Here is a 23399-nt window from a genome sequence, read left to right on the forward strand (position 1 = left end):
CGTCAGAACTGCTCGTCGGTCAGCTCGTACAGCGGCCGGCTGCCGGCGCGGATGGCGGCTTCCAGCGAGGCGATGCGCGGCAGCAGCTTGGCGAAATAGAACTGCGCGGTCGCCAGCTTGGCGCCGTAGAAGGCATCGTCGTCCGCCAGGCGGTTCTGCGCCGTATCGGCCATGCGCAACCACATGTAGGCATAGGCCACGTAGCCGAGCAGGTGCAGATAATCCACCGCGGCTGCGCCGATCAGCGCGGGCTCCTGCGCCGCCCGTTCGAGCAGCCAGGCGCTGACGCTTTCCAGCCGCTCCAGGGCCTGCAGCAGCTCGCCGGCCCGGGGGTTGCCCGGCCGGTCGGCGAAGGCGCGGATCTCCTCGGCGAACAGCCGCAGCGCGGCGCCGCCGTCGGCCACCACCTTGCGCTCCAGCAGGTCGTGGGCTTGGATGCCGTTGGTGCCCTCGTAGATCTGCGCGATGCGCACGTCGCGGACCAACTGCTCCTGTCCCCATTCGCGGATGTAGCCGTGGCCGCCGAACACCTGCTGGCCATGGACGCAGCTCTCCAGCCCGGTATCGGTGAGGAAGGCCTTGGCCACCGGGGTGAGCAGGGCGGCCAGGGCCTGGGCGCGGCGGCGTTTGTCGGTATCGTTGGCGTACTTGGCCAGGTCCAGCTGCTGCGCGACGTAGGTGGAGAAGGCCCGGCCGCCCTCGGTCAGCGCCTTCATGGTCAGCAGCATGCGGCGCACGTCGGCGTGGGCGATGATCGGCACGGTCGCCTGCTCCGCCCGCCGCGCGCCGTCCGGAGTGCGGCCCTGCCGGCGTTCGCGGGCGTAGGCCACGGCGCTCTGGTAGGAGGCCTCGGCGCAGCCGAGGCCCTGGATGCCGATGGACAGGCGCTCGTAGTTCATCATGGTGAACATCGCGGCCAGGCCCTTGTTCGGCTCGCCGATCAGGTAGCCGGTGGCGCCGTCGAAGTTCATCACGCAGGTGGCCGAGGCCTTGATCCCCATCTTGTGCTCCAGCGCGCCGCAGGACAGGGCGTTGTGCGGCCCCAGGGAGCCGTCCGGGCCGACCAGACGCTTGGGCACCAGGAACAGGGAAATGCCCCTGGAGCTGGGCGGCGCGTCGGGTAGGCGGGCCAGCACCAGATGCACGATGTTCTCGGTCAGATCGTGCTCGCCGCCGGTGATGAAGATCTTGCTGCCGCTGATGGCGTAGCTGCCGTCCGCCTGCGGCTCGGCGCGGGTACGCAAGAGGCCTAGGTCGGAGCCGGCCTGCGCTTCGGTCAGGCACATGGTGCCGGCCCATTCGCCGCTGTACAGGCGCGGCAGGTAGAGCCGCTTGAGCGCCTCGTCGGCATGGGCGTCGAGGGCCAGGCAGCAGCCGGAGGTCAGCGCCGAGTACAGGGTGAAGCTGGCATTGGCGGCATAGAGCATTTCCTCGAACTGCACGGCGAGCATCTTCGGCATGCCCAGTCCGCCGTAGGCCGGATTGCCGGCGAGGCCCACCCAGCCGCCGCCGGAATAGGTGGCGTAGGCCTCGCGGAAGCCGTCGGGGGTATGCACGACGCCGGCTTCCCAGCGGGCGCCCTGTTCGTCGCCGCTGCGGTTGAGCGGGGTGAGCAGTTCGCCGGTGACCTTGGCCGCTTCCTCGAGGATGGCGTCGGCGGTGGCGGCATCCACCGTTCCGGCCAGCGCCGGCAGGCGCGACCAGAGTCGCTCGGCGGCGAAGACCTCGTGCAGGACGAAGCGCATGTCGCGCAGGGGAGCTTGGTATCCGGCCATGACGAACCTCCGGGGCTTCGGTTTCGGGTGGTGGGTTTGCCCGCTCGGGCGGCGTGTTGCTCAGTAGACGTGAAAGCCCCGGCCGCTCTTGCGACCCAGGTAGCCGGCGGCGACCATCTCCTTGAGCAGGCTGGCCGGGCGGTACTTGGGATCGCCGAAGTCGCGGTAGAAGGTTTCGAGGATCGCCAGCAGGGTATCCAGGCCGATCAGGTCGGCCAGGGCCAGCGGGCCGATCGGGTGGTTGCAGCCGAGGCGCATGCCGGTGTCGATGTCGGCGGCGCTGGCCAGGCCTTCCTGCAGGGCGAAGATGGCCTCGTTGAGCATCGGGCAGAGGATGCGGTTGACCACGAAGCCGGGGCTGTTGCGCACGCTGATGGCGGTCTTGCCGACCCGCTCGGCCAGCTCGACGGCCCGGGCCTGGGTCGCGTCGCTGGTCTGTAGACCGCGGATGACCTCGACCAGCGTCATGACCGGCACCGGATTGAAGAAGTGCAGGCCGATGAATCGCTCGGGCCGGCTCACGGTGGCGGCCAGCTCGCTGATCGATAGGGAAGAGGTGTTGCTGGCGATGATGCATTCGTCGCCGACCCGCTCGTCGATCTGCTTGAGGATCTTCCGCTTCAGTTCGAGGCTCTCGGTCGCCGCCTCGATCACCAGGTCGGCGCCGCGCAGCTCGTCGTAGTCGGTGCTGGTCCGGATGCGCGGCAAGGCGGCCTCGCGCGCGGCCTCGCTGATGGTGCCCTTCTTCACCTGGCGCTCCAGGTTGCCGGAGAGCGTCGCTAGGCCGTGCTGCAGGGCGCTTTCGGAGATGTCCAGCAGGGTGACCGACAGGCCCGCCAGGGCGCAGACCTGGGCAATGCCATTGCCCATGGTGCCGGCGCCGATGACGGCGATGCGCAGATCGTTGGATTGGTTCTGGTCGTTCATGCTTGCTTCCGTATTGACTGTCATGACTGATTCTTTCGACCTCTGCCGGCGCCGGCCGCTCGCAGCGACCGACGCCGGACTCAGTATGCCTCAGTGGGCGCTGGCCGCTGCCGCCCCCAGGCCGGTCTGGGCCCGGACGAACTGGTCGTCGAAGGCCGCCCGCTCCCGCTCGGCGCGGGCGCTGCGGTCGAGCTTGGACACCACGACGATGACCAGGAAGGCCAGCGGCATGGAGAACAGCGCCGGGTGATCGTAGGGGAAGATCGCCTTGGCGTTGCCCAGTACAGTCACCCACACCGCCGGCGAGAGGATCACCAGCAGCAGCGCGCTGACCAGGCCGGCGCAGCCGCCCCAGAGCGCACCGCGGGTGGTCAGGTCTCTCCAGTACATGGCCATGATCAGCACCGGGAAGTTGGTGGAGGCTGCCACGCCGAAGGTCAGCCCCACGAGGAAGGCGACGTTCTGCTTCTCGAACAGGATGCCCAGGCCGATGGCCACCAGGCCCAGACCGATGGTGGCGATGCGGGTCACGCGCATCTCCTCGCGCTCGCTGACACGGCCTTTCTTCAGGACGGTGGCGTAGAGGTCGTGGGAGATCGCCGAGGCGCCGGCCAGGGCCAGGCCGGCGACCACGGCGAGGATGGTGGCGAAGGCCGTGGCGGAGAGGAAGCCGAGGAACAGGTTGCCGCCCACCGCCTTGGCCAGGTGCATGGCGACCATGTTGCCGCCGCCGATCAGTGCGCCCTTGAGATCGCCGCCGACGAAGTACTGCGGGTCGGTGCCGACGATGACGATGGCCGAATAGCCGAGGGTGACCACCACCAGGAAGAAGAAGCCGATGAAGCCGGTGGCGTAGAACACCGACTTGCGGGCTTCCTTGGCGTTCGGCACGGTGAAGAAGCGCATCAGGATGTGCGGCAGGCCGGCGATGCCGAAGGCCAGGCCGAGGGACATCGAGGCGGCGTTCAGCGGGTCGGCGAGCATGGAGCCGGGCCCCATGATCGCCTTGCCGATGGCGTGGCTGTCGATGGCGTGGGCGGCCAGGGTCTCGTAGCTGAAGCCGAACCGGGACATGGCCATCAGCGCCAGGGCGGTACCGCCGGCGAGCAGCAGAACCGCCTTGATGATCTGCACCCAGGTGGTGGCGATCATCCCGCCGAAGATCACGTAGACCAGCATCAGCACGCCGACCACCACCACCGCCACCGGGTAGTCGAGGCCGAACAGCAGCTTGATCAACTGGCCGGCGCCGACCATCTGTACCACCAGGTAGCAGCACACCACGGTCAGCGAACCGAAGGCGGCGAAGGTGCGGATGCGCGACTGGTCGAGGCGGTAGGAGACGATGTCGGCGAAGGTGAAGCGGCCGAGATTGCGCAGCCGTTCCGCCATCAGGAAGGTGATCAGCGGCCAGCCGACGAAGAACGCCACTGTGTAGATGAAACCGTCGTAGCCCTTGGCGAACACCAGGCTGGAGAGGCCGAGCAGGGTGGCGGCGGACATGTAGTCGCCGGCGATCGCCAGGCCGTTCTGGAAGCCGCTGATGCCGCCGCCGGCGGTGTAGAAGTCGGCGGTGGAGCGGGTCTGGCGGGCGGCCCACCAGGTGATCGCCAGGGTGCCGAGGACGAAGACGAAGAACATGCCGATGGCATGCAGGTTGAGAGGCTGTTTTTCCGCGACGATCACCGGGGCGGCGAGAGCGCAGGCGGGGAGGCAGAGGCCGGCGAGGCCTAGGGCGCGAAGCGGTCTCATGGCTGGCTCTCCTCGATAATCTGGGCGCTGAGGCTGTCGAAGCGGGTGTTGGCGCTGCGCACGTACCAGCCGGTGAGCAGCCAGGAGAAGACGATCAGCGCCGCGCCGACCGGAATGCCGGTGGTCAGCAGGCTGGCCTCGCCGAGCGGCCGGTGCAGCCATTGCGGGGCGAAGGCCACGATCAGCATGAACAGGCTGTAGACGCCGAACACCAGGGCACTGAGGGTCCACGCCAGGCGCGAGCGGCTCTGCACCAGCTTGCGGAATTTCGGGTTGTTGCGGATCTGGTCGTAACTCTGGGCATGTGAAACAGGACGGTCCATGTCTGGCTCCCGATCTTTATTGTTGTTGTTCTTTCTTGTCGCCGTACCTCTCGCGGCCGGCTTGGGGCCAGCCGCGTGCAGGGCGTCCGGCAGGGCCGGACGCCCGACTGCTCGCTCCGTCGGTGGTCGATGGCTACAGCGCCTTGGCCATCTCGCGCAGGACGTATTTCTGCACCTTGCCCGTCGAGGTCTTCGGCAACTCGCTGAAGACCACGGTCTTCGGCACCTTGAAGCCGGCCAGATGCTCGCGGCAGAAGGTGACGATGTCGGTCTGGCCGGTCTGCTCGTGACCGGACTTGAGGGTGATGAAGGCGCACGGGGTTTCCCCCCATTTCTCGTCAGGACGCGCCACCACGGCCGCCTCGAGCACGGCCGGGTGGCGGTAGAGCACGCCTTCCACCTCGATGGTGGAGATGTTCTCGCCGCCGGAGATGACGATGTCCTTGAGGCGGTCCTTGATTTCCACGTAGCCGTCCGGATGCCAGACGCCCAGGTCGCCGGTATGGAACCAGCCGCCCTCGAAGGCCTCGGCGGTGGCGGAGGGGTTCTTCAGGTAGCCCTTCATCACGGTGTTGCCGCGCATGAAGATCTCGCCGATGGTTTCGCCGTCGCGGGGCACCGGCTGCATCGTCTGCGGGTCGGCCACCATCACCCCCTCCAGGGTGGGGTAGCGCACGCCCTGGCGGGCCTTGATCCGCGCCTGATCCTCCAGCGGCAGCGCATTCCAGTGCTCGTGCCAGGCGCAGACGGTGACCGGGCCGTAGACCTCGGTGAGGCCGTAGACGTGGGTGACCTTGATGCCCATCGCCTCCACCGCGCCGATTACCTTGGCCGGCGGGGCGGCGCCGGCGACCATGGCGTTGACCGGATGGTCGATGGCGGCACGGTCGGTTTCCGGCACGTTCACCAGGGCGTTGAGCACGATGGGGGCGCCGCTCAGGTGGCTGACCTTGTGCTCGCGGATCAGGTGGAGAATCTTCTGCGGGTCGACCCGGCGCAGGAACACGTGCACGCCGGCCAGGGCGGTGACCGTCCAGGGGTAGCACCAGCCGTTGCAGTGGAACATCGGCAGGGTCCAGAGGTAGACCGGATGGTGGCCCATGGACCAGGTCATCTGGTTGCCCATGGAGTTCAGGTAGGCGCCGCGATGGTGGTAGACCACGCCCTTGGGATTGCCGGTGGTGCCGGAGGTGTAGTTCAGGGAGATGGCCTGCCACTCGTCTTCCGGCCACTCCCAGGCGAACTCGGGGTCGCCCTCGGCGAGCAGGGCCTCGTAGTCCAGTTCGCCGAAGGGCTGGCCTTCGCCGTATTCCGGGTCCTCGACCTCTACCAGCAGCGGCGGGTGTTCGAGCTGGGCGACGGCGGCCAGGGCCACCTCGCGGTACTCGCGGTCGGCGATCAGCACGCGGGCCTCGCCGTGCTCCAGCATGAAGGCGATGGCTTCGGCGTCCAGCCGCACGTTAAGGGTATTGAGCACCGCGCCGATCATCGGCACGCCGAAATGGGCTTCGAGCATCGGCGGGATGTTCGGCAGCAGCACCGCGACGGTGTCGCCCTTGCCGACCCCGCGTCCGGCCAGCGCGGAGGCCAGGCGCCGGCAGCGGGCATAGGTTTCCGCCCAGTCGCGGCGTAGCGAGCCGTGGATCACGGCGGGGTAGTGCGGATAGACGGCGGCGGTGCGCTCGATGAAACTCAGAGGAGAAAGCGGAGCATGATTGACGGTAGAGCGCGCGAGGCCCTGCTCGAAGATCGACATAGTGGTCCTGTCCCTGGCTATTGTTAGCTCTTATTTGTTCAGCCCCCACTTCCGGAGAGAGCTGCTCGTCCCTTCAGTAACCTGTATAGCAATGTCTGGCCAAATGTGAAACTAATACCAAGGATTTATAGGAGTCTTACTAGATGGGAAGGAACCCACCGCCATGACTCAGCCTCTCGTTCTGCTGGCCCATGATCCTCAGCCCGGTCTGTTGCTGGATGCGAAGGCGCAGCCGCTGGAGCTGAACCCGGCCCTGCGGACGCTGCTCGGGGCCGATCCCCAGGCCGCCCTGTCGCACTGCCTGCCGTCGAACCATCTCCATCTGGTGCGCGCCTGCCTCGACCAGCGGCGGGCGATCGAGGGCGTCGAGGCGCAGTTCGGCGAGCGTGTCCTGCTCTGGACCTACATCCCTGACCTGCCGGGCGAGCGGGTGCTGGCCCGCTGCCGGGACGCCACCGTCCAGCTGCTGGGGCAGCGAGCGGCGGCCCGGGCGCGGCGGCTGTACCGGGTGATCACCGAGAACACCACCGATCTGATCTCGCGGCACTCCCCGGACGGCCGTTTCCTAGATGCCTCGCCGGCGTCCTGGAGCCTGCTCGGCTGCTGGCCGGAAAGGCTGCGCGGCAAGTCGGCGCGGGCGCTGCTGCATCCCCACGACCGCGTCCGGCTGCAGGCGGCGCGGGAGGCGCTGGAGCATGACGGCTATCACACCATGACCTGCCGCATCCGCCATCGCAGCGGACGCCATCTCTGGTTCGAGACTGCCAGCCGGGCGATCCGCGATACCTACACCGGCGAAGTGGTGGAGGTGATCTGCGTTTCGCGCGACATCACCGCGCGGGTGCGGGTCGAGGAAAACAACCGGCGCCTGGCCGAGGTGGTGGAAGCCAATACCGATCTGGTGTTGTTCATCGATTCCCATGGGAATATCACCTATCTCAACCCGGCGGCGCGACGCAGCCTCGGTATCGCCGAGGGCGAGCCGATGCCGGAGCTTTCCCGCCTGTTCGCCCCCGACGATCTGGCGCGCCTGCGGCGCGAGGGCTGGAGCTGCGCCGAGCGCCTGGGCGTTTGGAGTGCCGACTCGCGCCTGCAGCCGCCGGGGGGCGGCCCTTCGGTGCCGGTGTCCCTGGTGCTGCTGGTGCACGCCGGCGTCGGCAGCGAGCGTTACTACTCGCTGGTGGCGCGGGACATGACCGAGCGCGAGCTGCGCGAGGCGCAGCAGCGCCGCCATCAGGACGAGCTGGCGCATACCGCGCGGCTGGTCACTCTCGGCGAGCTGGCCTCGGGCATCGCCCACGAGATCAACCAGCCGCTGGCGGCGGTGGTGAACTATGCCAGCGCCAGCCAGCGCTATCTTCAGGCCCTCGGCAACCAGCCGCAGGCCGCCCAGCGGGTAGCCCAGGGGCTGGAGCGCATCACCGAGCACGCCAACCATGCGGCGGAGGTGATCAAGCGACTGCGCGCCTTCCTGCGCAAGGGCCAGCGGCGCGTGCAGGCGCTCGACGTGGGCGAAGTGGTGCGCGAAGCGGTGAGTCTGTGCAGCTGGGAGGCCGGCGCCGGCCAGGTGGCGCTGGAGCTGGATCTGCCCGAGGCGCTGCCGGCGGTGCAGGCCGACCGGGTACTGCTCGAGCAGGTGCTGCTCAACCTGCTGCGCAATGCCATTGACGCCAATCGCGAGACCCACCCGGGACGCCCTTCGACGGTCGCACTGCAGGCCAGGGCCGACGCCGGTCGGCTGGCCATCGAGGTGCGCGACCGCGGTCCCGGACTGGGCGAGGCCGAGCTGGAACGCGTCTTCACGCCGTTCTACACCAGCAAGCCGGAAGGACTGGGGCTGGGCCTGTCGATGAGCCGCAGCATCGTCGAGGGCTTCGGCGGCTCCCTCGAGGCCGTGAATACCGCGGGCGGCGGACTGACCATGCGCTGTCTGCTGCCGATCCACTAGAAGAACAACAACGGGAGGGATTCCATGGAACAGGTGGTCTATGTGGTGGACGACGACCGGGGGATGCTCGATTCGACCGTCTGGCTGCTCGAGTCGGTGGGCCTCAAGGCCTTGCCCTTCACCAGCGGCAGAGCCTTCCTGGAGGTCTGCGATCCGCAGCTGAACGCCTGCGTTCTGCTGGATGTGCGCATGCCCGGGATGGGCGGGCTCGGCGTGCAGGAGGCGATGCGTGCGCGGCAGATCGACCTGCCGGTGATCTTCGTCAGCGCCCATGCCGACGTGCCCATCGTGGTGCGGGCGTTCAAGGCCGGCGCCCACGATTTCATCGAGAAGCCCTACAACGAGCAGTTGCTGCTGGACAGCGTGCAGCAGGCCCTCGGCCGTCTCGGCGAGCGCCGCTCCAGCCTGCGCCGCCATGGCGAGCTGCAGGAGCGCCTGGCCGGCCTGACCGCGCGCGAGCGCGATGTGTTGGAGCCGCTAGTGCAGGGCTACACCAATCGGGAGATCGCCGAACGGCTGTCGATCAGCGTGAAGACCGTCGATCTCTACCGGGCGCGGGTGATGAAGCGCATGCAGGCCGAGCGGCATGCCGATCTGGTGGGCATCGGCATCGCGGCCGGGTTGGCGGACCCGCTCAATCTGCGCTGAGGCCGGCCCGACAGCCGCTCAATATCGATACATCTCCAGCGCCAGCGGCAGCCTCCACAGGATCACGCCGCCGAGCAGGGCCAGGCAGGCCGGGAGGACCAGCCACCAGGCCCGCGGGTTCAGCGCCGTCAGGGGGCTGTTCCATTGCGCCAGGGCCAGGATGGCCGCGCAGACGGCGCCGGCGAGCAGGGCGCCGGCGATGATGTCGGTGGGCCAGTGCACGCCCAGATAGACCCGCGACAGGGCGACGGCCGTCGCCGGCAGGCAGGCCAGCAGCAGCCAGGTCAGGCGCATCCGCGGCGGTTGTTCGCGGCCGGCCAGGATGCCCAGCACCAGGAAGAAGGCGAAGGCCGAGGTGCTGTGCCCGCTGGGCAGGCTGTAGCTGGTAAGGGGATTCAGCAGGACTTCCGGACGCATGCGGCAGAACAGCAGCTTCAGGGTGCTGCCGGCCTGGCCTGCGACGAGGAGGACGCCGAGCGGGAGCAGGGCGGCGCGCCATTGCTTGGCCAACAGCAAGAGCAGGCTGAGCAGCACGGAGGCATAGAGCATGGTGTGGAAGTCGCCGATGACGGTGATCATCTCCATCACCCGATCAAGGCTGGCGTTGCGGTGCTGCTGGATCAGGGTCATCAGCCCGTTGTCCAGTTCGTGCAGATGCATCCAGCCCAGCAGCAGGGCGATGAGCGCGGTCAGGCACAGGCAGGCTGCCAGCGGCACCGTCCAGCGCTGCCGGCGCAGGCTGGAATGGGCGATCACTCCGACGACGACAGCCAGCGCGACCAGGACCACTGCTGCCTCGCGCCAGAAGCCCTCGGGCAGCGGCAGGCGCAGGGCGGCGCCGGTGGTCCAGCCCGGCAACAGGTAGGCGACCGACCAGCCGGAGGCGGCCAGCAGACTGACCAGGATGAAGCGCGGCAAGGGCATGTCCAGCATGCCGGCGATCATCGGCAGCATCGGGCGCAGCGGGCCGATGTAGCGGCCGACCAGCAGGCTGACGGTGCCGTAGCGCTGGAAGTAGGCCTCGGCGCCGACCATCCATTCCGGATGATGGCGCAGCACTGGCAGGCGCCGGATGCTCTGGTGGAAGCGCCGGCCCACGGCGTAGGAGATCGCATCGCCGAGCAGGCCGCCGGCATAGCCCAGCAGCAGGGTCTCCCAGGCGGTCAGGGCGCCGCTGCCGGCCATCACGGCGACGGCGAACATCAGCACGGTGCCGGGGATGATGATGCCGACCACGGCCAGGCATTCGGCGCAGGCCAGCAGGAATATGGTCAGACCCAGCCATTCGGGGTTGGCGGTCAGCCATCCGGTCAGACTGTCGATCCATGCGCTCATGCCTGCGCTCCTGGTGATGGGGTGTGGTTCTAGGGGGAGCCCGTATTCTCGGGCGCATCGCATCATAGCAACAAGAGGCGGGTGTCAGCCTTAAGCCATTCGCCCAACTGTGCTGGGCGGCAGGCGGAGGCACCGCTATAATCCACCGATTTCCCTGACTTCAGACCGAGACCATGACCGAGTCCGTGCTCGACTACATGACCCGCCTGGGCCGCGCCGCCCGCGAGGCCTCGCGGGTGCTCGCGCGCATCAGCACCGCGCAGAAGAACCGTGCTCTGGAGGCCGCCGCCGGCGCGCTGGAAGCGGCCGGCGAGGAGCTTGCCGCGGCCAACGCCCGTGACCTGGCCAACGGCCGCGACAACGGCCTGGACGAGGCCATGCTCGACCGTCTGGCACTGACCCCGGCGCGCATCGACGACATGATCGAAGGCCTGCGCCAGGTCGCCCGGCTGCCCGATCCGATCGGCGAGATTCGCGACATGCGCTACATGCCCTCGGGCATCCAGGTCGGCAAGATGCGCGTGCCCCTCGGCGTGATCGGCATCATCTACGAGTCGCGCCCCAATGTGACCATCGATGCCGCCAGCCTGTGCCTGAAGTCCGGCAACGCCACCATCCTGCGCGGCGGCTCCGAGGCGATCCATTCCAACCAGGCGATCGCCCGCTGCATCCAGCAGGGCCTGGCCGAGGCCGGCCTGCCGGCGGCCGCCGTGCAGGTGGTGGAAACCACCGACCGCGCCGCCGTGGGCGCCCTGATCAGCATGCCGGAGTTCGTCGACGTGATCGTCCCGCGCGGCGGCAAGGGGCTGATCGAGCGGATCAGCCGCGAAGCCAAGGTGCCGGTGATCAAGCATCTGGACGGCATCTGCCACGTCTATATCGACCGCGCGGCCGATCCGGACAAGGCGATCCGCGTCGCCGACAACGCCAAGACCCAGCGCTTCGCCCCCTGCAACACCATGGAGACGCTGCTGGTGCACGCCGACATCGCCGCCCGCGTGCTGCCGCCGCTGGGCGATATCTACCGGACCAAGGGCGTCGAGCTGCGCGCCTGTCCGCGCAGCTGCGCGCTGCTCGGGGCGGGCACGCTGGAAGCGAGCGAAGCGGACTGGTCCTCCGAATACAACGCGCCGATCCTTTCGGTGCGCGTGGTGGATTCGCTGGACGAGGCCATCGCCCACATCAACCACTATGGTTCGCACCATACCGATGCCATCATCACCGAGAGCTTCACGGACGCGCGGCGCTTCCTCACCGAAGTGGACTCCAGCTCGGTGATGGTCAACGCTTCGACCCGTTTCGCCGACGGTTTCGAGTACGGCCTGGGCGCGGAGATCGGCATCTCCACCGACAAGCTGCACGCCCGCGGCCCGGTCGGCTTGGAAGGGCTGACCAGCGAGAAGTACGTGGTCTTCGGCGACGGGCACATCCGCAGCTGATGGCGAAACGAATCGGCATCCTCGGCGGCACCTTCGATCCGGTGCACATAGGCCATCTGCGCGGCGCCCTCGAGGTGGCCGAGCAGTTCGCCCTGGACGAGCTGCGCCTGATCCCCAGCGCCCGTCCGCCGCACCGCGGCACGCCGCAGGTGTCGGCCGAGGACCGCCTGGCGATGGTCCGCGGCGCGGTGGCCGGGGTGCCGCCGCTGACCGTGGACGACCGCGAACTGCGCCGCGACCGGCCGTCCTACACTATCGATACGCTGGAGTCGCTGCGCCGCGAGCTGGCGCCGGACGACCAGCTGTTCCTGGTGCTCGGCTGGGATGCCTTCTGCGGCCTGCCGACCTGGCATCGCTGGGAGGAACTGCTCGACCACTGCCATATCCTGGTGCTGCAACGCCCGGACATCGGCAGCGAGCCGCCGGAGTCCCTGCGCAACCTGCTGGCGGCGCGCAGCGTCGGCAATCCCCAGGCCCTGTGCGGGCCGGGAGGCAACATCGCTTTCGTCTGGCAGACGCCGCTGGAAGTGTCCGCCACCCAGATCCGCGAGCGCCTGGCCAGCGGCAGATCGGTCCGCTTCCTGGTGCCCGATGCGGTGCTGGCCTATATCCATGCGCACGGGTTGTACCCGGCGTCGAACTGAACACACATCAAGAGTCGTACATGCAGAACGAACAACTGGTCCAACTGGCGGTAGCCGCCCTGGAAGATCTGAAAGCCAAAGACATCACCGTCATCGATGTGCGCGGCAAGACCAGCGTCACCGACTACATGGTGATCGCCAGCGGTACCTCGGGCCGCCACGTCAAATCCCTGGCCGAGAACGTGATCGAGAAGGTCAAGGAGCAGGGCAGGCGTCCGCTGGGCAGCGAAGGCCTGGATGGCGGCGAGTGGGCCCTGCTCGACCTGGGCGACGTGGTGGTGCACGTGATGCAGGTCGCCACCCGCCAGTTCTACGATCTTGAGCGCCTGTGGCAAGGCGCAGAGCAGAGCCGCGCCCAGCACGGCGAAGCCTGAGGCCGTCGTGCGTCTGCGTCTGATCGCCGTGGGCTCGCGCATGCCGCGCTGGGTGGAGGAGGGCTGGCAGGAATACGCCAAGCGTCTGCCGCCCGAGCTGACCCTCGACCTGGTGGAGATTCCGCTGCACACCCGGGGCAAGAACGCCGACGTGAACCGCCTGATCCGCCAGGAAGGCGAGGCCATGCTGGCCAAGGTGCAACCGGGCGAGCGCATCGTCACCCTCGAGGTGCAGGGCAAGCCCTGGAGCACCGAGCAGCTGGCCGGCGAGCTGGATCGTTGGCGCCTCGATGCGCGTACCGTCAACCTCATGGTCGGCGGCCCGGAAGGGCTGGCGCCGGAAGTCTGCGCGCGCAGCGAGCAGCGCTGGTCGCTGTCGCCCCTGACCCTGCCGCATCCGCTCGTGCGAATCCTCATCGGGGAGCAGATCTATCGTGCCTGGACGCTGTTGTCCGGGCATCCGTATCACAAATGACTGCGGTTAGCTGAATGCCGGAGCCGATTCGTCTCAAAGACCACGAGAAGGATGCGCGCCTGATCCGGGCGCGGGTCGTCGTCAGTGCCGGGGCGATTTTCCTGCTGGCGCTGGTACTGGTCGCCCGCCTGTATTACCTGCAGGTGGTGCAGTACGAGCATCACTCGACCCTGGCGGAAAACAACCGGATCCACGTGCAGCCGCTGCCGCCGCCCCGCGGACTGATCTTCGACCGCAACGGCGTGATCATCGCCGACAACCGGCCGAGCTTCAGCCTGACCATCACCCGCGAGCGGGCCGGTGACTGGCTCAAGGTGCTCGACACCATCGTCGAGGTGCTGGCTCTGACCCCGGAGGATCGCGTCCTGTTCGAGAAGCGGGTGCGCCAGGGGCGTCGTCCGTTCGAGCCGGTCCCCGTGCTGTTCGAACTGAGCGAGGAGCAGATCGCGCGGATCGCCGTCAACCAGTTCCGCCTGCCCGGGGTGGAGGTGGACGCCCAGCTGGTCCGCCATTACCCCGAAGCGGAGCACTTCGCCCACTCGGTCGGCTACGTCGGGCGGATCAACGAGGCCGAGCTGAAGAAGCTCGACCCAGTCGACTACGCCGGCACCCACCACATCGGCAAGACCGGCGTGGAGCGTTTCTACGAGGATCTGCTGCACGGCCAGGTCGGTTACGAGGAAGTCGAGACCAACGCCCGTGGTCGGGTCCTGCGGGTGCTCAAGCACACCGACCCGGTGCCCGGCAAGGATCTCACCCTGACCCTCGACCTGAATCTGCAGAAAGCCGCCGAGGCCGCCCTCGGCGACCGGCGTGGGGCGGTGGTCGCCATCGATCCGGCGACCGGCGAGGTGCTGGCCATGGTCAGCCAGCCGAGCTTCAATCCCAACCTGTTCGTGACCGGGATCGGCTACAAGGACTACGCCGCGCTGCGCGATTCCATCGACCGCCCGCTGTACAACCGCGTGCTGCGAGGCCTGTACCCGCCGGGCTCGACCATCAAGCCGCTGGTGGCCCTGGCCGGCCTCGACACGGGCGTGGTCGACCGCAGCTCGCGGGTCTTCGATCCGGGCTATTACCAGCTGCCCAACGTCGAGCACAAGTACCGCAACTGGAACCGCGGCGGCGACGGCTGGGTGAACATGGAGGCGGCCATCTCCCGCTCCAACGATACCTATTTCTACGATCTGGCCCACAAGCTGGGCATCGATCGCCTGCACGGCTACCTGAGCCACTTCGGCATCGGGCAGCGGGTTTCCCTGGACATGTTCGGCGAAGCCGAAGGGCTCATGCCGTCGCGCGAATGGAAACGCGCCATCCGCCGGCAGGCCTGGTTCCCGGGGGAGACCCTGATCACCGGCATCGGCCAGGGCTACATGCTGACCACGCCGCTGCAGCTGGCACAGGCTACCGCCCTGGTCGCGAACAAGGGCAAATGGCATCGCCCGCGGCTGCTGCTGAGGGCGGACAAGCTTTCCCCGGAGCAACTGGTCGCCCAGGGGCTGGTGGAAGCCCTGCCGACCCCCTCGGACATCCGTCTGAAGGACCCGCGCTACTGGGACATGGTCAGCTCAGACATGCAGCAGGTCATGCACAGCGCGCGCGGTACCGCGCACAAGGTCGGCGATACCGCCGTCTACCGCATCGCCGGCAAGAGCGGTACGGCGCAGGTGGTGGCGATCAGGCAGGGTGAGAAGTACGACCGTAGCAAGCTGCACGAGCGCCACCGCGACCACGCCCTGTTCGTCGGCTTCGCTCCGGCCGAGGCGCCGAAGATCGCCGTGGCGGTGATGGTCGAGAACGGCGAGTCCGGTTCGGGCGTCGCCGCACCGGTAGTCAAGCAGGTGATGGATGCCTGGCTGCTCGGCGAGAATGGCCGTCTGAAGCCGGAGTTCATGCCGCCCGCACCCTTGGAGGTGGTCCATGAACAGTAACTTCGATCGCACCCTGTCCCGGGAGGACGTGCTGCGCCGCCGCTCCAGCCTGCTGCAGCGCCTGCACATCGACGGCCCGCTGCTGCTGCTGTTGCTGCTGCTGGCCTGCGGCAGCCTGTTCGTTCTCTATTCGGCCAGCGGCAAGGACGTTGACCTGCTGCTCAAGCAGGCCAGTTCGTTCGGGCTGGGCATGGCCAGCATGCTGCTCATCGCCCAGGTCGAGCCGCGCTTCATGGCCCGCTGGGTGCCGCTGGGGTATGTCTGCGGCGTCCTGCTGCTGCTGGTGGTGGAGGTGATGGGGCACAACGCCATGGGCGCCACGCGCTGGATCAACATCCCTGGAGTGATTCGCTTCCAGCCTTCGGAATTCCTGAAGATCATCATGCCGGCGACCATCGCCTGGTATCTCTCCCGGAGCAGCCTGCCGCCCAGCTTCAAGCATACGCTGGTGAGCCTGGCGCTGATCGGCGTGCCCTGCGTGCTGATCCTGCGTCAGCCCGACCTCGGCACCGCGGTGCTGATCCTCGCTTCCGGCGCCTTCGTGCTGTTCGTCGCCGGCCTGCGCTGGCTGTGGATCGCAGGTGCGGCGGCGGCGGCGGTGCCGGTCGTCGTGGGCATGTGGTACTTCGTCCTGCACGAGTACCAGAAGCAGCGCATTCACACCTTCCTCGATCCGGAAAGCGACCCTCTGGGAACCGGCTGGAACATCATCCAGTCGAAGGCGGCCATCGGCTCCGGCGGGGTGTTCGGCAAGGGCTGGCTGCTCGGCACCCAGTCGCATCTGGATTTTTTGCCGGAAAGCCATACGGACTTTATCATTGCGGTCCTGTCCGAGGAGTTCGGGCTGGTGGGCGCCTGCCTGCTGCTGATGGTCTACCTGATGCTGATCGCGCGGGGCCTGGTGATCACCGTGCAGGCACAGACGCTGTTCGGTAAGCTGCTGGCTGGCGGCCTGACCCTGACCTTCTTCGTCTACGTGTTCATCAACATCGGCATGGTGAGCGGTCTGCTGCCGGTGGTGGGGGTGCCCCTGCCTTTTATTAGTTACGGTGGAACTTCGCTTGTGACCCTGATGTCAGGGTTCGGGGTTTTGATGTCGATCCACACCCATCGCAAGTGGATCACCAAGGTTTGAGTGGATCATCGATGCAGATACGGTGTGGCTGGGCGGCGCGAATGCTGTCTACGACGGGCCTGGCGGCAATTCTCGGCTTTGTCGGTGCGCTGCAGGCCGGAACGGTGCGGGCGGGCGACTACGCCGGCTCGCCCCAGGTCGACGAATTCATCGCCGAACTGACCCGGGATTACGGATTCGCCAGCGAACAGTTGGTCAGTCTGTTCCAGGAGGCCGAGCGCAAGCAGTCGATTCTCGACGCCATCTCGCGCCCGGCGGAGCGGGTCAAGCCGTGGAAGGAATACCGGCCGATCTTCATCACCGACGCCCGGGTCGCCCGCGGCGTGGATTTCTGGCGCCAGCACGAGGCCGCCCTGGCCCGTGCGGAGCAGGAGTACGGAGTGCCGGCGCAGGTGATCGTGGCGATCATTGGCGTGGAGACCTTCTACGGCCGCAATACCGGCAACTACCGGGTGATCGACGCGCTCTCCACGCTCGGCTTCGACTACCCGCCGCGGGCGCCCTTCTTCCGCAAGGAGCTCCGGGAGTTCCTCCTGCTGGCCCGCGAGGAGCAGGTCGACCCGCTCAGCGTGACCGGCTCCTACGCCGGCGCCATGGGCCTGCCGCAGTTCATGCCGAGCAGCTTCCGCTCCTTCGCGGTGGACTTCGATCACGATGGCCACATCGACATCTGGAAGAATCCGACCGATGCCATCGGCAGCGTCGCCAGCTATTTCAAGCGGCATGGCTGGGCTGCCGGCCAGCCGGTGGTCAGCCGCGCCGAGCTCCAGGGCACCCAGGCCCAGCAGGGCCTGAGCGAGGGGCTGGATCCGCAGAAGAGCTTGGGCGAGCTGCGCAGCCTCGGCTGGAAGACCCGGGATGTCCTGGACGATGCCATGCCGGTGACCGCCTTCCGCCTCGAAGGCGCGGAGGGCGACGAGTACTGGCTGGGCCTGCCCAACTTCTACGTGATCACCCGCTACAACCGTAGCGCCATGTACGCCATGGCGGTCTATCAGTTGTCCGACCTGCTGGCTCAGGCACGGAGCAAGCCCTGATGCGAAAATCGAGTGTCCGACTGACCGCGCTCGGGGGGCTGGCCATGCTGCTGGCCAGCTGTTCCAGCCACCATCCGTCGTCGGGCGGATTGTCCTCCGGTTCGGACCAGTACATGCGCCCGCACAAGGATGGCGCGCCTTGGTGGGACGTCGACGTGTCGAAGATTCCTGATGCCGTGCCGACGCCCCACTACGGCCCGGTCAAGGCCAATCCCTACACCGTGCTGGGGACGACCTACTACCCGATGAACGATGCCGGCAACTACAAGGCGACCGGCACCGCTTCCTGGTACGGCACCAAGTTCCATGGCCAGGCCACGGCCAACGGCGAGGCCTACGACCTCTACGGCATGACCGCAGCGCACAAGACCCTGCCGCTGCCCTGCTACGTACGGGTGACCAACCTGGACAACAACCGCAGCGTGATCCTGCGGGTCAACGACCGCGGCCCGTTCTATTCCGATCGCGTCATCGACCTGTCCTTCGCTGCGGCGAAGAAACTCGGCTATGCCGAGATCGGTACTGCTCGGGTCCGGGTGGAAGGCATCGACCCCAAACGCTGGTGGGCCGAGCGGGGGCAGTCGGCGCCGATGGTGCTGGCGAAGCCGCAGATGGCCGAGGCCGAGCCAGCCGCTCGCCCGGTGTCGCAACCGGTCGAGCAGTACTCGCCGCCGCCCCGGCAGCATGCGGCAGCGGTGCTGCCGCTGGAAGTGGCCGATGCGGGCGCTGGCGAACAGTCCACCCAGGGCATCTATCTGCAGGTGGGCGCCTTCGCCAACCCGGATGCCGCGGAGCTGCTCAAGGCCAAGCTGGGCACGCTCAGCGGTGCCCCGGTGTTCATCAGCTCGGTGGTCCGCGGCCAGCAGATACTGCATCGTGTTCGCCTCGGGCCGATCGGCAGCCAGAGCGAGGCCCAACAGCTGCAGAACAGCGTGAGGCTGGCCAGGTTGGGGCAACCGACCCTGGTCAAGCCCGACTGAGCGCCCAGCCGACTCTTACGACATCCAACAGCCCCGCAAGGGAATATTCGACTAGCAAACCACTCGAGATACGATGAAAACCACCCGCTTAGCGCACCGTTTGTTCCTTGCCCTGCTGATGATCTGCACGCCGGCAGCATGGGCTGCGACCCAGGCCGTTCCCGCCCCGCCGCAACTGGCCGCCACCTCCTATCTGCTGATGGACGCGGCCAGCGGCCAGGTGCTGATCGAGAACAACGGCGATCAGCGCCTGCCGCCGGCCAGTCTGACCAAGCTGATGACGGCTTACATCGCGACTCAGGAGATCAAGCGCGAACAGATCAAGGAAAGCGATATGGTCACCGTCAGCGAGCACGCCTGGCGGACCGGTGGTTCGCGGATGTTCATCCAGGTCGGCACCCAGGTGAGCGTCGGCGATCTGCTGCACGGCATCATCATCCAGTCCGGCAACGACGCCAGCGTAGCGCTGGCCGAGCACATCGCCGGCAGCGAAGACGCCTTCGCCGACATGATGAACACCACCGCTCAGCGCCTCGGCATGAGCAATTCGCACTTCATGAACGCCACCGGCCTGCCGAATCCGGAGCACTACTCCTCGGCCCACGACATGGCCAAGCTGGCCCGCGCGATCATCTACGACGATCCCGCCCACTACGCCATCTACGCCCAGAAGGAGTTCTTCTGGAACAACATCAAGCAGCCCAACCGCAACCTGCTGCTGTGGCGCGACAAGACCGTCGACGGTCTGAAGACCGGCCACACCGATGAGGCCGGCTACTGCCTGGTGGCTTCCGCCGTGCGCGAGGGCCAGCGGCTGATCGCCGTGGTGTTCGGTACCAACAGCGAGCAGGCCCGCGCCGCCGAGACCCAGAAGCTGCTGACCTACGGCTTCCGCTTCTTCGAGACCCAGACCTTCTTCAACAAGGACACCGAACTGGCCAAGGCTCCGGTATGGAAGGGCAGCAGCCGCGAGATTCGCGCCGGCCTGGCCAAGGACCTGAGCATGACCGCGCCGCGCGGCCAGCTCAAGCAGCTGACCACCAGCATCAGCCTGCAGCCGCAGCTGATCGCCCCGATCAAGCAGGGCGACGTGATCGGCAAGGTCGAGGTCAAGTCGGGCGAACAGGTTCTGCAGACCGCCGATCTCATCGCCCTGGATACCGTCGAGGAGGGTGGCCTGTTCCGTCGCATATGGGATAGCATCCGACTGTTCATCTACGGTTTGTTCCACTGATCCATTGCCGACCGCCGTCCATCCCGGATGGACGGCCGTCTCCGCGGGCTGCGGGCCCGCCGCTGCCATGACCGATACCGACGTACAAGCCCCGAAAATCGAGTTTCCCTGCGAGCGCTACCCGATCAAGGTGATCGGCGATGCCGGCGAAGGCTTCCCCGACCTGGTCGTCGAGGTGATCCAGCGCCATGCGCCCGACCTCGACAGTTCCTCCCTGGTGGTGCGCGACAGCCGCAACGGCCGCTTCCTGTCCGTCCAGGTGCTGATCACCGCCACCGGCGTCGAGCAGTTGCAGGCCATCCACATCGACCTGCGCGCCACCGGCCGCGTGCACATGGTGCTCTGATGGTCGGCGTGCGCGAGCTCGGCCTGATCCCCTACGAGCCTGCCTGGCAGGCGATGCAGCGCTTCACCGACCAGCGCACCGCGCAGACCGCCGACGAGATATGGCTGCTGCAGCATCCGCCGGTCTTCACCCAAGGCCAGGCCGGCAAGGCCGAGCACGTGCTGTTCCCCGGCGACATCCCCGTGGTCCAGGTGGATCGCGGCGGTCAGGTGACCTACCACGGCCCAGGGCAACTGGTCGGCTACCTGCTGCTGGATGTGCGGCGTCTGGGCATCGGCGTGCGCGAGCTGGTCAGCCGCATCGAGGACAGCCTGATCGGGCTGCTCGCCAGCTACGAGGTCGAGGCCTACGCCAAGCCGGACGCGCCTGGCGTCTACGTGCGGGACATGAAGATCGCCTCGCTGGGCCTGCGCATCCGCAACGGTTGCTCCTTCCATGGCCTGGCGCTGAACGTCGACATGGAACTCGAGCCGTTCCGGCGCATCAACCCCTGCGGTTACGCCGGCATGGTCATGACCCAACTGAAGGATCTGGCCAGCGGGCCGATCGAAATTGCCGAAGTGACCAGTCGCCTGCGTGCGCAGCTCGTGATGCGCCTGGGTTACGATGAATCGAAGACCCTGACGGGCGGAATCGAGAACATATGAGCACGATGGAAACCGCGGGCAAGGGCCCGGGCAAGGTGGAAACCGGGGTCAAGCTGCGTGGCGCCGAGAAGGTCGCGCGGATCCCGGTGAAGATCCTTCCCACCGAGGAGCTGCCGCGCAAGCCGGACTGGATACGCGTGCGCGTGCCGGTCACCCCGGAGATCGAGCGGATCAAGCAGCTGCTGCGTCAGCACAAGCTGCACAGCGTCTGCGAGGAAGCCTCCTGCCCGAACCTGGGCGAGTGCTTCTCCGGCGGTACCGCCACCTTCATGATCATGGGCGACATCTGCACCCGTCGCTGTCCGTTCTGCGACGTCGGCCACGGTCGGCCCAACGCGCTGGACCCGGACGAGCCAAAGAACCTCGCTGCGGCCATCGCCGACCTGCGCCTGAAGTACGTGGTGATCACCTCGGTGGATCGCGACGACCTGCGCGATGGCGGCGCCCAGCACTTCGCCGACTGCCTGCGCGAGATCCGCAAGCTGTCCCCGGGCGTCCAGCTGGAGACCCTGGTGCCGGATTACCGCGGACGCATGGACATCGCTCTCGAGATCACTGCGACCGAGCCGCCGGACGTCTTCAACCACAACCTGGAAACCGTGCCACGGCTGTACAAGTCCTCGCGTCCGGGCTCCGACTTCGAGTGGTCGCTGGACCTGCTGCAGAAGTTCAAGGAGCGCGTTCCGGGCGTGCCGACCAAGTCGGGGCTGATGCTCGGCCTCGGCGAGACCGACGAGGAGGTGATCGAGACCATGCAGCGCATGCGTGAGCACGACATCGACATGCTCACCCTCGGCCAGTACCTGCAGCCTTCGCGTAGCCACCTGCCGGTGCAGCGCTTCGTGCATCCGGACACCTTCGCCTGGTTCGCCGAGGAAGGCCAGAAAATGGGCTTCAAGAACGTCGCTTCCGGTCCGCTGGTGCGTTCTTCCTACCATGCCGACCAGCAGGCGCACGGCGAGAAGATCAGCTGAGCGGTCTCAAACCATGGAAAAAGGGCGACCCGCGGGTCGCCCTTTTTCGTTCTGTCGGCAGTGATGAGCTCGGGGTCGCCTTTGCGGGCTGCCCGCGCCGACTCACTCGCCCTTGAGTTTCTGCAGCAACTGGTGGGTCGGATAGCCGTCGGCCGGCCAGCCGAGCCGCTGCTGGAGGCTTCGCACCGCCTGGCGCGTGTTGGCGCCGATGATGCCGTCGGCACTGCCGGGATCGAAACCGTTGCCGGCCAGCAGTGTTTGCAGTTCGATCCGCTCGCTGCGGCTCAGCGGCCGGTCGTCGCGTGGCCAGTCGCCGAGGATGCGGCCACGGTTCTGGAAGCGCTCCGAGAGCAGGCCGATGGCCAGTGCATAGGAAGTGGAGTTGTTGTACTTGAGAATGCTGCGGAAGTTGTCCAGCACCAGGAAAGCCGGACCGCGGTGGCCGGCGGGCAGCAGCAGGCTGGCCGTTTCCTCGTCGTGCGCAGTGCTGTCGCCGGGGATGGCTACACCCAACTGGCGCCATTCGCGCAACGACTTGCGCAGTCCCATGTCGGCCTGGGCGTAGTCGAAGCCCTTCGGCAGGCGCACCTCGAAGCCCCAGGGCTGGCCCAGACGCCAACCGGAGGACTGCAGATAGTTCGCGGTCGAGGCCAGGGCGTCGGGGGCCGAATCCCAGATGTCGCGGCGGCCGTCGCCGTCGAAATCCACTGCATGCTGGTGGTAGGTGGTCGGGATGAACTGGGTCTGTCCCATGGCCCCGGCCCAGGAGCCGATCATCCGGGGCGGGCTGACATCGCCGCTCTGCAGGATACGCAGCGCCGCCAGCAACTGATCTTGGGCGAACTGCGGGCGGCGGCCTTCGTAGGCCAGGGTGGCGAGCGAGCGGATCACCGACTTGTCGCCCATGACCCGGCCGAAATTGCTTTCCATGCCCCAGATCGCCACCAACGCCTGACGGTCGACGCCGTAGCGGCTCTCGATGGTACGCAGCGTGTCGGCATGTCGATTCAGGTTGGCCAGGCCGGTGCGTACGCGCTGCTCGGACAGGGCGCCCTCCAGGTACTCCCAGACCGGGCGGGTGAATTCCGGCTGGCTGCGATCGGCGGCGATCACTGCGGGATCGGGGCTGATGCCGGCGAAGGCGGCGTCGAATACCCGCGGCTGGATGCCGGCCGCCAGGGCTTCCTGGCGGAACTGAGCGGCCCAGGCGCCGAAGTCCTGGCGCGGGGCGATGGATTCGAGCGCTGCAGCGGGCGTCGTCGATACGGGCGGAACCGGAGCGGCGGCTGGTTCCGGGGCGCCGGCGGAGGCGGGCGTATCGGCGCAGGCTGTCAGCAGAAGCAGGGTGCTGCTGGCGATCAGTTGGCGGAGGATCGGGCCGGGGACCGGAGTACGAAGCATCGATACATCTCGACGTGGTGCGATTCAAGGCGCGACCTTAGCACGCTTGGGCGCTTCTTGCCTGCACGGGGCGCCGGAAGGCAGGCGCTTCAGCTGTTTCGGCCAAGGCATGCAGCCGGATGTTCTCCACGGCATCGTCCCGCGCCCGAATCCTCTGCCGTGCCCGAAGCTTGCGGCAAGTTCGTTTGACTTGCGTCAGGGTGATGGCTCAATTACTGTTACGCTCGTCTCGGATAGCCTGCATGGCTGGTCCGACATCGGGAGGCACTTGAAGCACGCAGTTCGGGGATGAAGCAAGCCCCTTCCGGCGTCCTC

At 67.3% G+C, this 23399-nt stretch carries 21 protein-coding genes; 14 read left to right on the forward strand and 7 right to left on the reverse strand.

What is annotated here, in order from left to right; genetic code table 11:
* Positions 1 to 2 precede the first annotated feature (2 nt).
* The 5 genes from ACFOJE_RS16070 to ACFOJE_RS16090 form a co-directional block, all read right to left on the reverse strand.
* Positions 3 to 1775 (reverse strand): acyl-CoA dehydrogenase C-terminal domain-containing protein, encoded by a 1773-nt coding sequence (locus tag ACFOJE_RS16070; RefSeq protein WP_377815548.1) that lies wholly within the window; start codon positions 1773 to 1775, stop codon positions 3 to 5.
* A gap of 60 nt (positions 1776 to 1835) precedes the next feature.
* Positions 1836 to 2702 carry a 3-hydroxybutyryl-CoA dehydrogenase gene (locus ACFOJE_RS16075; protein WP_377815549.1) on the reverse strand — a complete coding sequence of 289 codons (867 nt, stop codon included), beginning with the start codon at positions 2700 to 2702 and terminating at the stop codon, positions 1836 to 1838.
* A 90-nt stretch (positions 2703 to 2792) separates the two neighbouring features.
* Positions 2793 to 4454, reverse strand: a complete 1662-nt coding sequence (locus ACFOJE_RS16080; protein WP_377815550.1) for a cation acetate symporter — start codon at positions 4452 to 4454, stop codon at positions 2793 to 2795.
* Positions 4451 to 4777: a DUF485 domain-containing protein gene (locus ACFOJE_RS16085; protein ID WP_377815552.1), complete on the reverse strand. Its 327-nt coding sequence runs from the start codon at positions 4775 to 4777 to the stop codon at positions 4451 to 4453. Before ACFOJE_RS16085 ends, ACFOJE_RS16080 begins: the two co-directional genes overlap by 4 nt.
* A 133-nt stretch (positions 4778 to 4910) precedes the next feature.
* Positions 4911 to 6533 (reverse strand): acyl-CoA synthetase, encoded by a 1623-nt coding sequence (locus tag ACFOJE_RS16090; protein ID WP_377815553.1) that lies wholly within the window; start codon positions 6531 to 6533, stop codon positions 4911 to 4913.
* 163 nt (positions 6534 to 6696) lie between these two features.
* Between ACFOJE_RS16090 and ACFOJE_RS16095 the strand changes: the two genes are divergently transcribed.
* Both ACFOJE_RS16095 and ACFOJE_RS16100 read left to right on the forward strand, forming a co-directional pair.
* Positions 6697 to 8481 carry a PAS domain S-box protein gene (locus ACFOJE_RS16095; protein ID WP_377815555.1) on the forward strand — a complete coding sequence of 595 codons (1785 nt, stop codon included), beginning with the start codon at positions 6697 to 6699 and terminating at the stop codon, positions 8479 to 8481.
* A 24-nt stretch (positions 8482 to 8505) separates the two neighbouring features.
* Positions 8506 to 9129: a response regulator transcription factor gene (locus ACFOJE_RS16100; RefSeq protein WP_377815556.1), complete on the forward strand. Its 624-nt coding sequence runs from the start codon at positions 8506 to 8508 to the stop codon at positions 9127 to 9129.
* A gap of 18 nt (positions 9130 to 9147) precedes the next feature.
* On the opposite strand, the gene ACFOJE_RS16105 is transcribed toward ACFOJE_RS16100, so the two are convergent.
* Positions 9148 to 10464, reverse strand: a complete 1317-nt coding sequence (locus tag ACFOJE_RS16105) for a bifunctional DedA family/phosphatase PAP2 family protein (RefSeq protein WP_377815558.1) — start codon at positions 10462 to 10464, stop codon at positions 9148 to 9150.
* A gap of 173 nt (positions 10465 to 10637) precedes the next feature.
* Here ACFOJE_RS16105 and ACFOJE_RS16110 point away from each other — a divergent pair, with 173 nt between their 5' ends.
* The 12 genes from ACFOJE_RS16110 to lipA all read left to right on the forward strand — a co-directional run bounded on the left by ACFOJE_RS16110 (position 10638) and on the right by lipA (position 21683).
* The gene (locus ACFOJE_RS16110) at positions 10638 to 11903 is read left to right on the forward strand and encodes a glutamate-5-semialdehyde dehydrogenase (RefSeq protein ID WP_377815560.1); all 1266 of its coding nucleotides are present in this window, start codon (positions 10638 to 10640) and stop codon (positions 11901 to 11903) included.
* Positions 11903 to 12547, forward strand: coding sequence for a nicotinate-nucleotide adenylyltransferase (gene nadD / locus ACFOJE_RS16115; RefSeq protein ID WP_377815561.1), 645 nt, complete (start codon positions 11903 to 11905; stop codon positions 12545 to 12547). The genes ACFOJE_RS16110 and nadD overlap by 1 nt, the downstream gene beginning before the upstream one ends.
* A 20-nt stretch (positions 12548 to 12567) precedes the next feature.
* Positions 12568 to 12921: a ribosome silencing factor gene (rsfS, locus tag ACFOJE_RS16120; RefSeq protein WP_377815563.1), complete on the forward strand. Its 354-nt coding sequence runs from the start codon at positions 12568 to 12570 to the stop codon at positions 12919 to 12921.
* 7 nt (positions 12922 to 12928) lie between these two features.
* Positions 12929 to 13396: a 23S rRNA (pseudouridine(1915)-N(3))-methyltransferase RlmH gene (gene rlmH / locus ACFOJE_RS16125; RefSeq protein ID WP_377815565.1), complete on the forward strand. Its 468-nt coding sequence runs from the start codon at positions 12929 to 12931 to the stop codon at positions 13394 to 13396.
* Positions 13397 to 13410: 14 nt separating this feature from the next.
* Complete coding sequence (mrdA, locus tag ACFOJE_RS16130) at positions 13411 to 15330, forward strand: penicillin-binding protein 2 (protein ID WP_377815567.1); 1920 nt, start codon at positions 13411 to 13413, stop codon at positions 15328 to 15330.
* Positions 15320 to 16465: a rod shape-determining protein RodA gene (gene rodA, locus ACFOJE_RS16135; protein ID WP_377815568.1), complete on the forward strand. Its 1146-nt coding sequence runs from the start codon at positions 15320 to 15322 to the stop codon at positions 16463 to 16465. The genes mrdA and rodA overlap by 11 nt, the downstream gene beginning before the upstream one ends.
* A gap of 11 nt (positions 16466 to 16476) precedes the next feature.
* The gene (gene mltB / locus ACFOJE_RS16140) at positions 16477 to 17502 is read left to right on the forward strand and encodes a lytic murein transglycosylase B (RefSeq protein WP_377815570.1); all 1026 of its coding nucleotides are present in this window, start codon (positions 16477 to 16479) and stop codon (positions 17500 to 17502) included.
* Positions 17502 to 18482 carry a septal ring lytic transglycosylase RlpA family protein gene (locus tag ACFOJE_RS16145; protein ID WP_377815572.1) on the forward strand — a complete coding sequence of 327 codons (981 nt, stop codon included), beginning with the start codon at positions 17502 to 17504 and terminating at the stop codon, positions 18480 to 18482. The genes mltB and ACFOJE_RS16145 overlap by 1 nt, the downstream gene beginning before the upstream one ends.
* A 73-nt stretch (positions 18483 to 18555) precedes the next feature.
* Positions 18556 to 19716, forward strand: coding sequence for a D-alanyl-D-alanine carboxypeptidase family protein (locus tag ACFOJE_RS16150; protein ID WP_377815574.1), 1161 nt, complete (start codon positions 18556 to 18558; stop codon positions 19714 to 19716).
* Positions 19717 to 19783: 67 nt separating this feature from the next.
* Complete coding sequence (locus ACFOJE_RS16155) at positions 19784 to 20062, forward strand: DUF493 domain-containing protein (RefSeq protein ID WP_377815576.1); 279 nt, start codon at positions 19784 to 19786, stop codon at positions 20060 to 20062.
* A complete protein-coding gene (gene lipB, locus ACFOJE_RS16160; RefSeq protein ID WP_377815578.1) occupies positions 20062 to 20709 on the forward strand; it encodes a lipoyl(octanoyl) transferase LipB in 648 nt (215 codons plus the stop codon). The genes ACFOJE_RS16155 and lipB overlap by 1 nt, the downstream gene beginning before the upstream one ends.
* Complete coding sequence (gene lipA / locus ACFOJE_RS16165) at positions 20706 to 21683, forward strand: lipoyl synthase (protein ID WP_377815579.1); 978 nt, start codon at positions 20706 to 20708, stop codon at positions 21681 to 21683. The genes lipB and lipA overlap by 4 nt, the downstream gene beginning before the upstream one ends.
* 102 nt (positions 21684 to 21785) lie before the next feature.
* On the opposite strand, the gene ACFOJE_RS16170 is transcribed toward lipA, so the two are convergent.
* Entirely contained in the window at positions 21786 to 23084 is a 1299-nt protein-coding gene (locus ACFOJE_RS16170; protein WP_377815581.1) for a lytic murein transglycosylase, read from the reverse strand.
* Positions 23085 to 23399 lie beyond the last annotated feature (315 nt).

The sequence above is a fragment of the Azotobacter bryophylli genome, from assembly GCF_042643485.1.
Taxonomy (GTDB): domain Bacteria; phylum Pseudomonadota; class Gammaproteobacteria; order Pseudomonadales; family Pseudomonadaceae; genus Azotobacter; species Azotobacter bryophylli.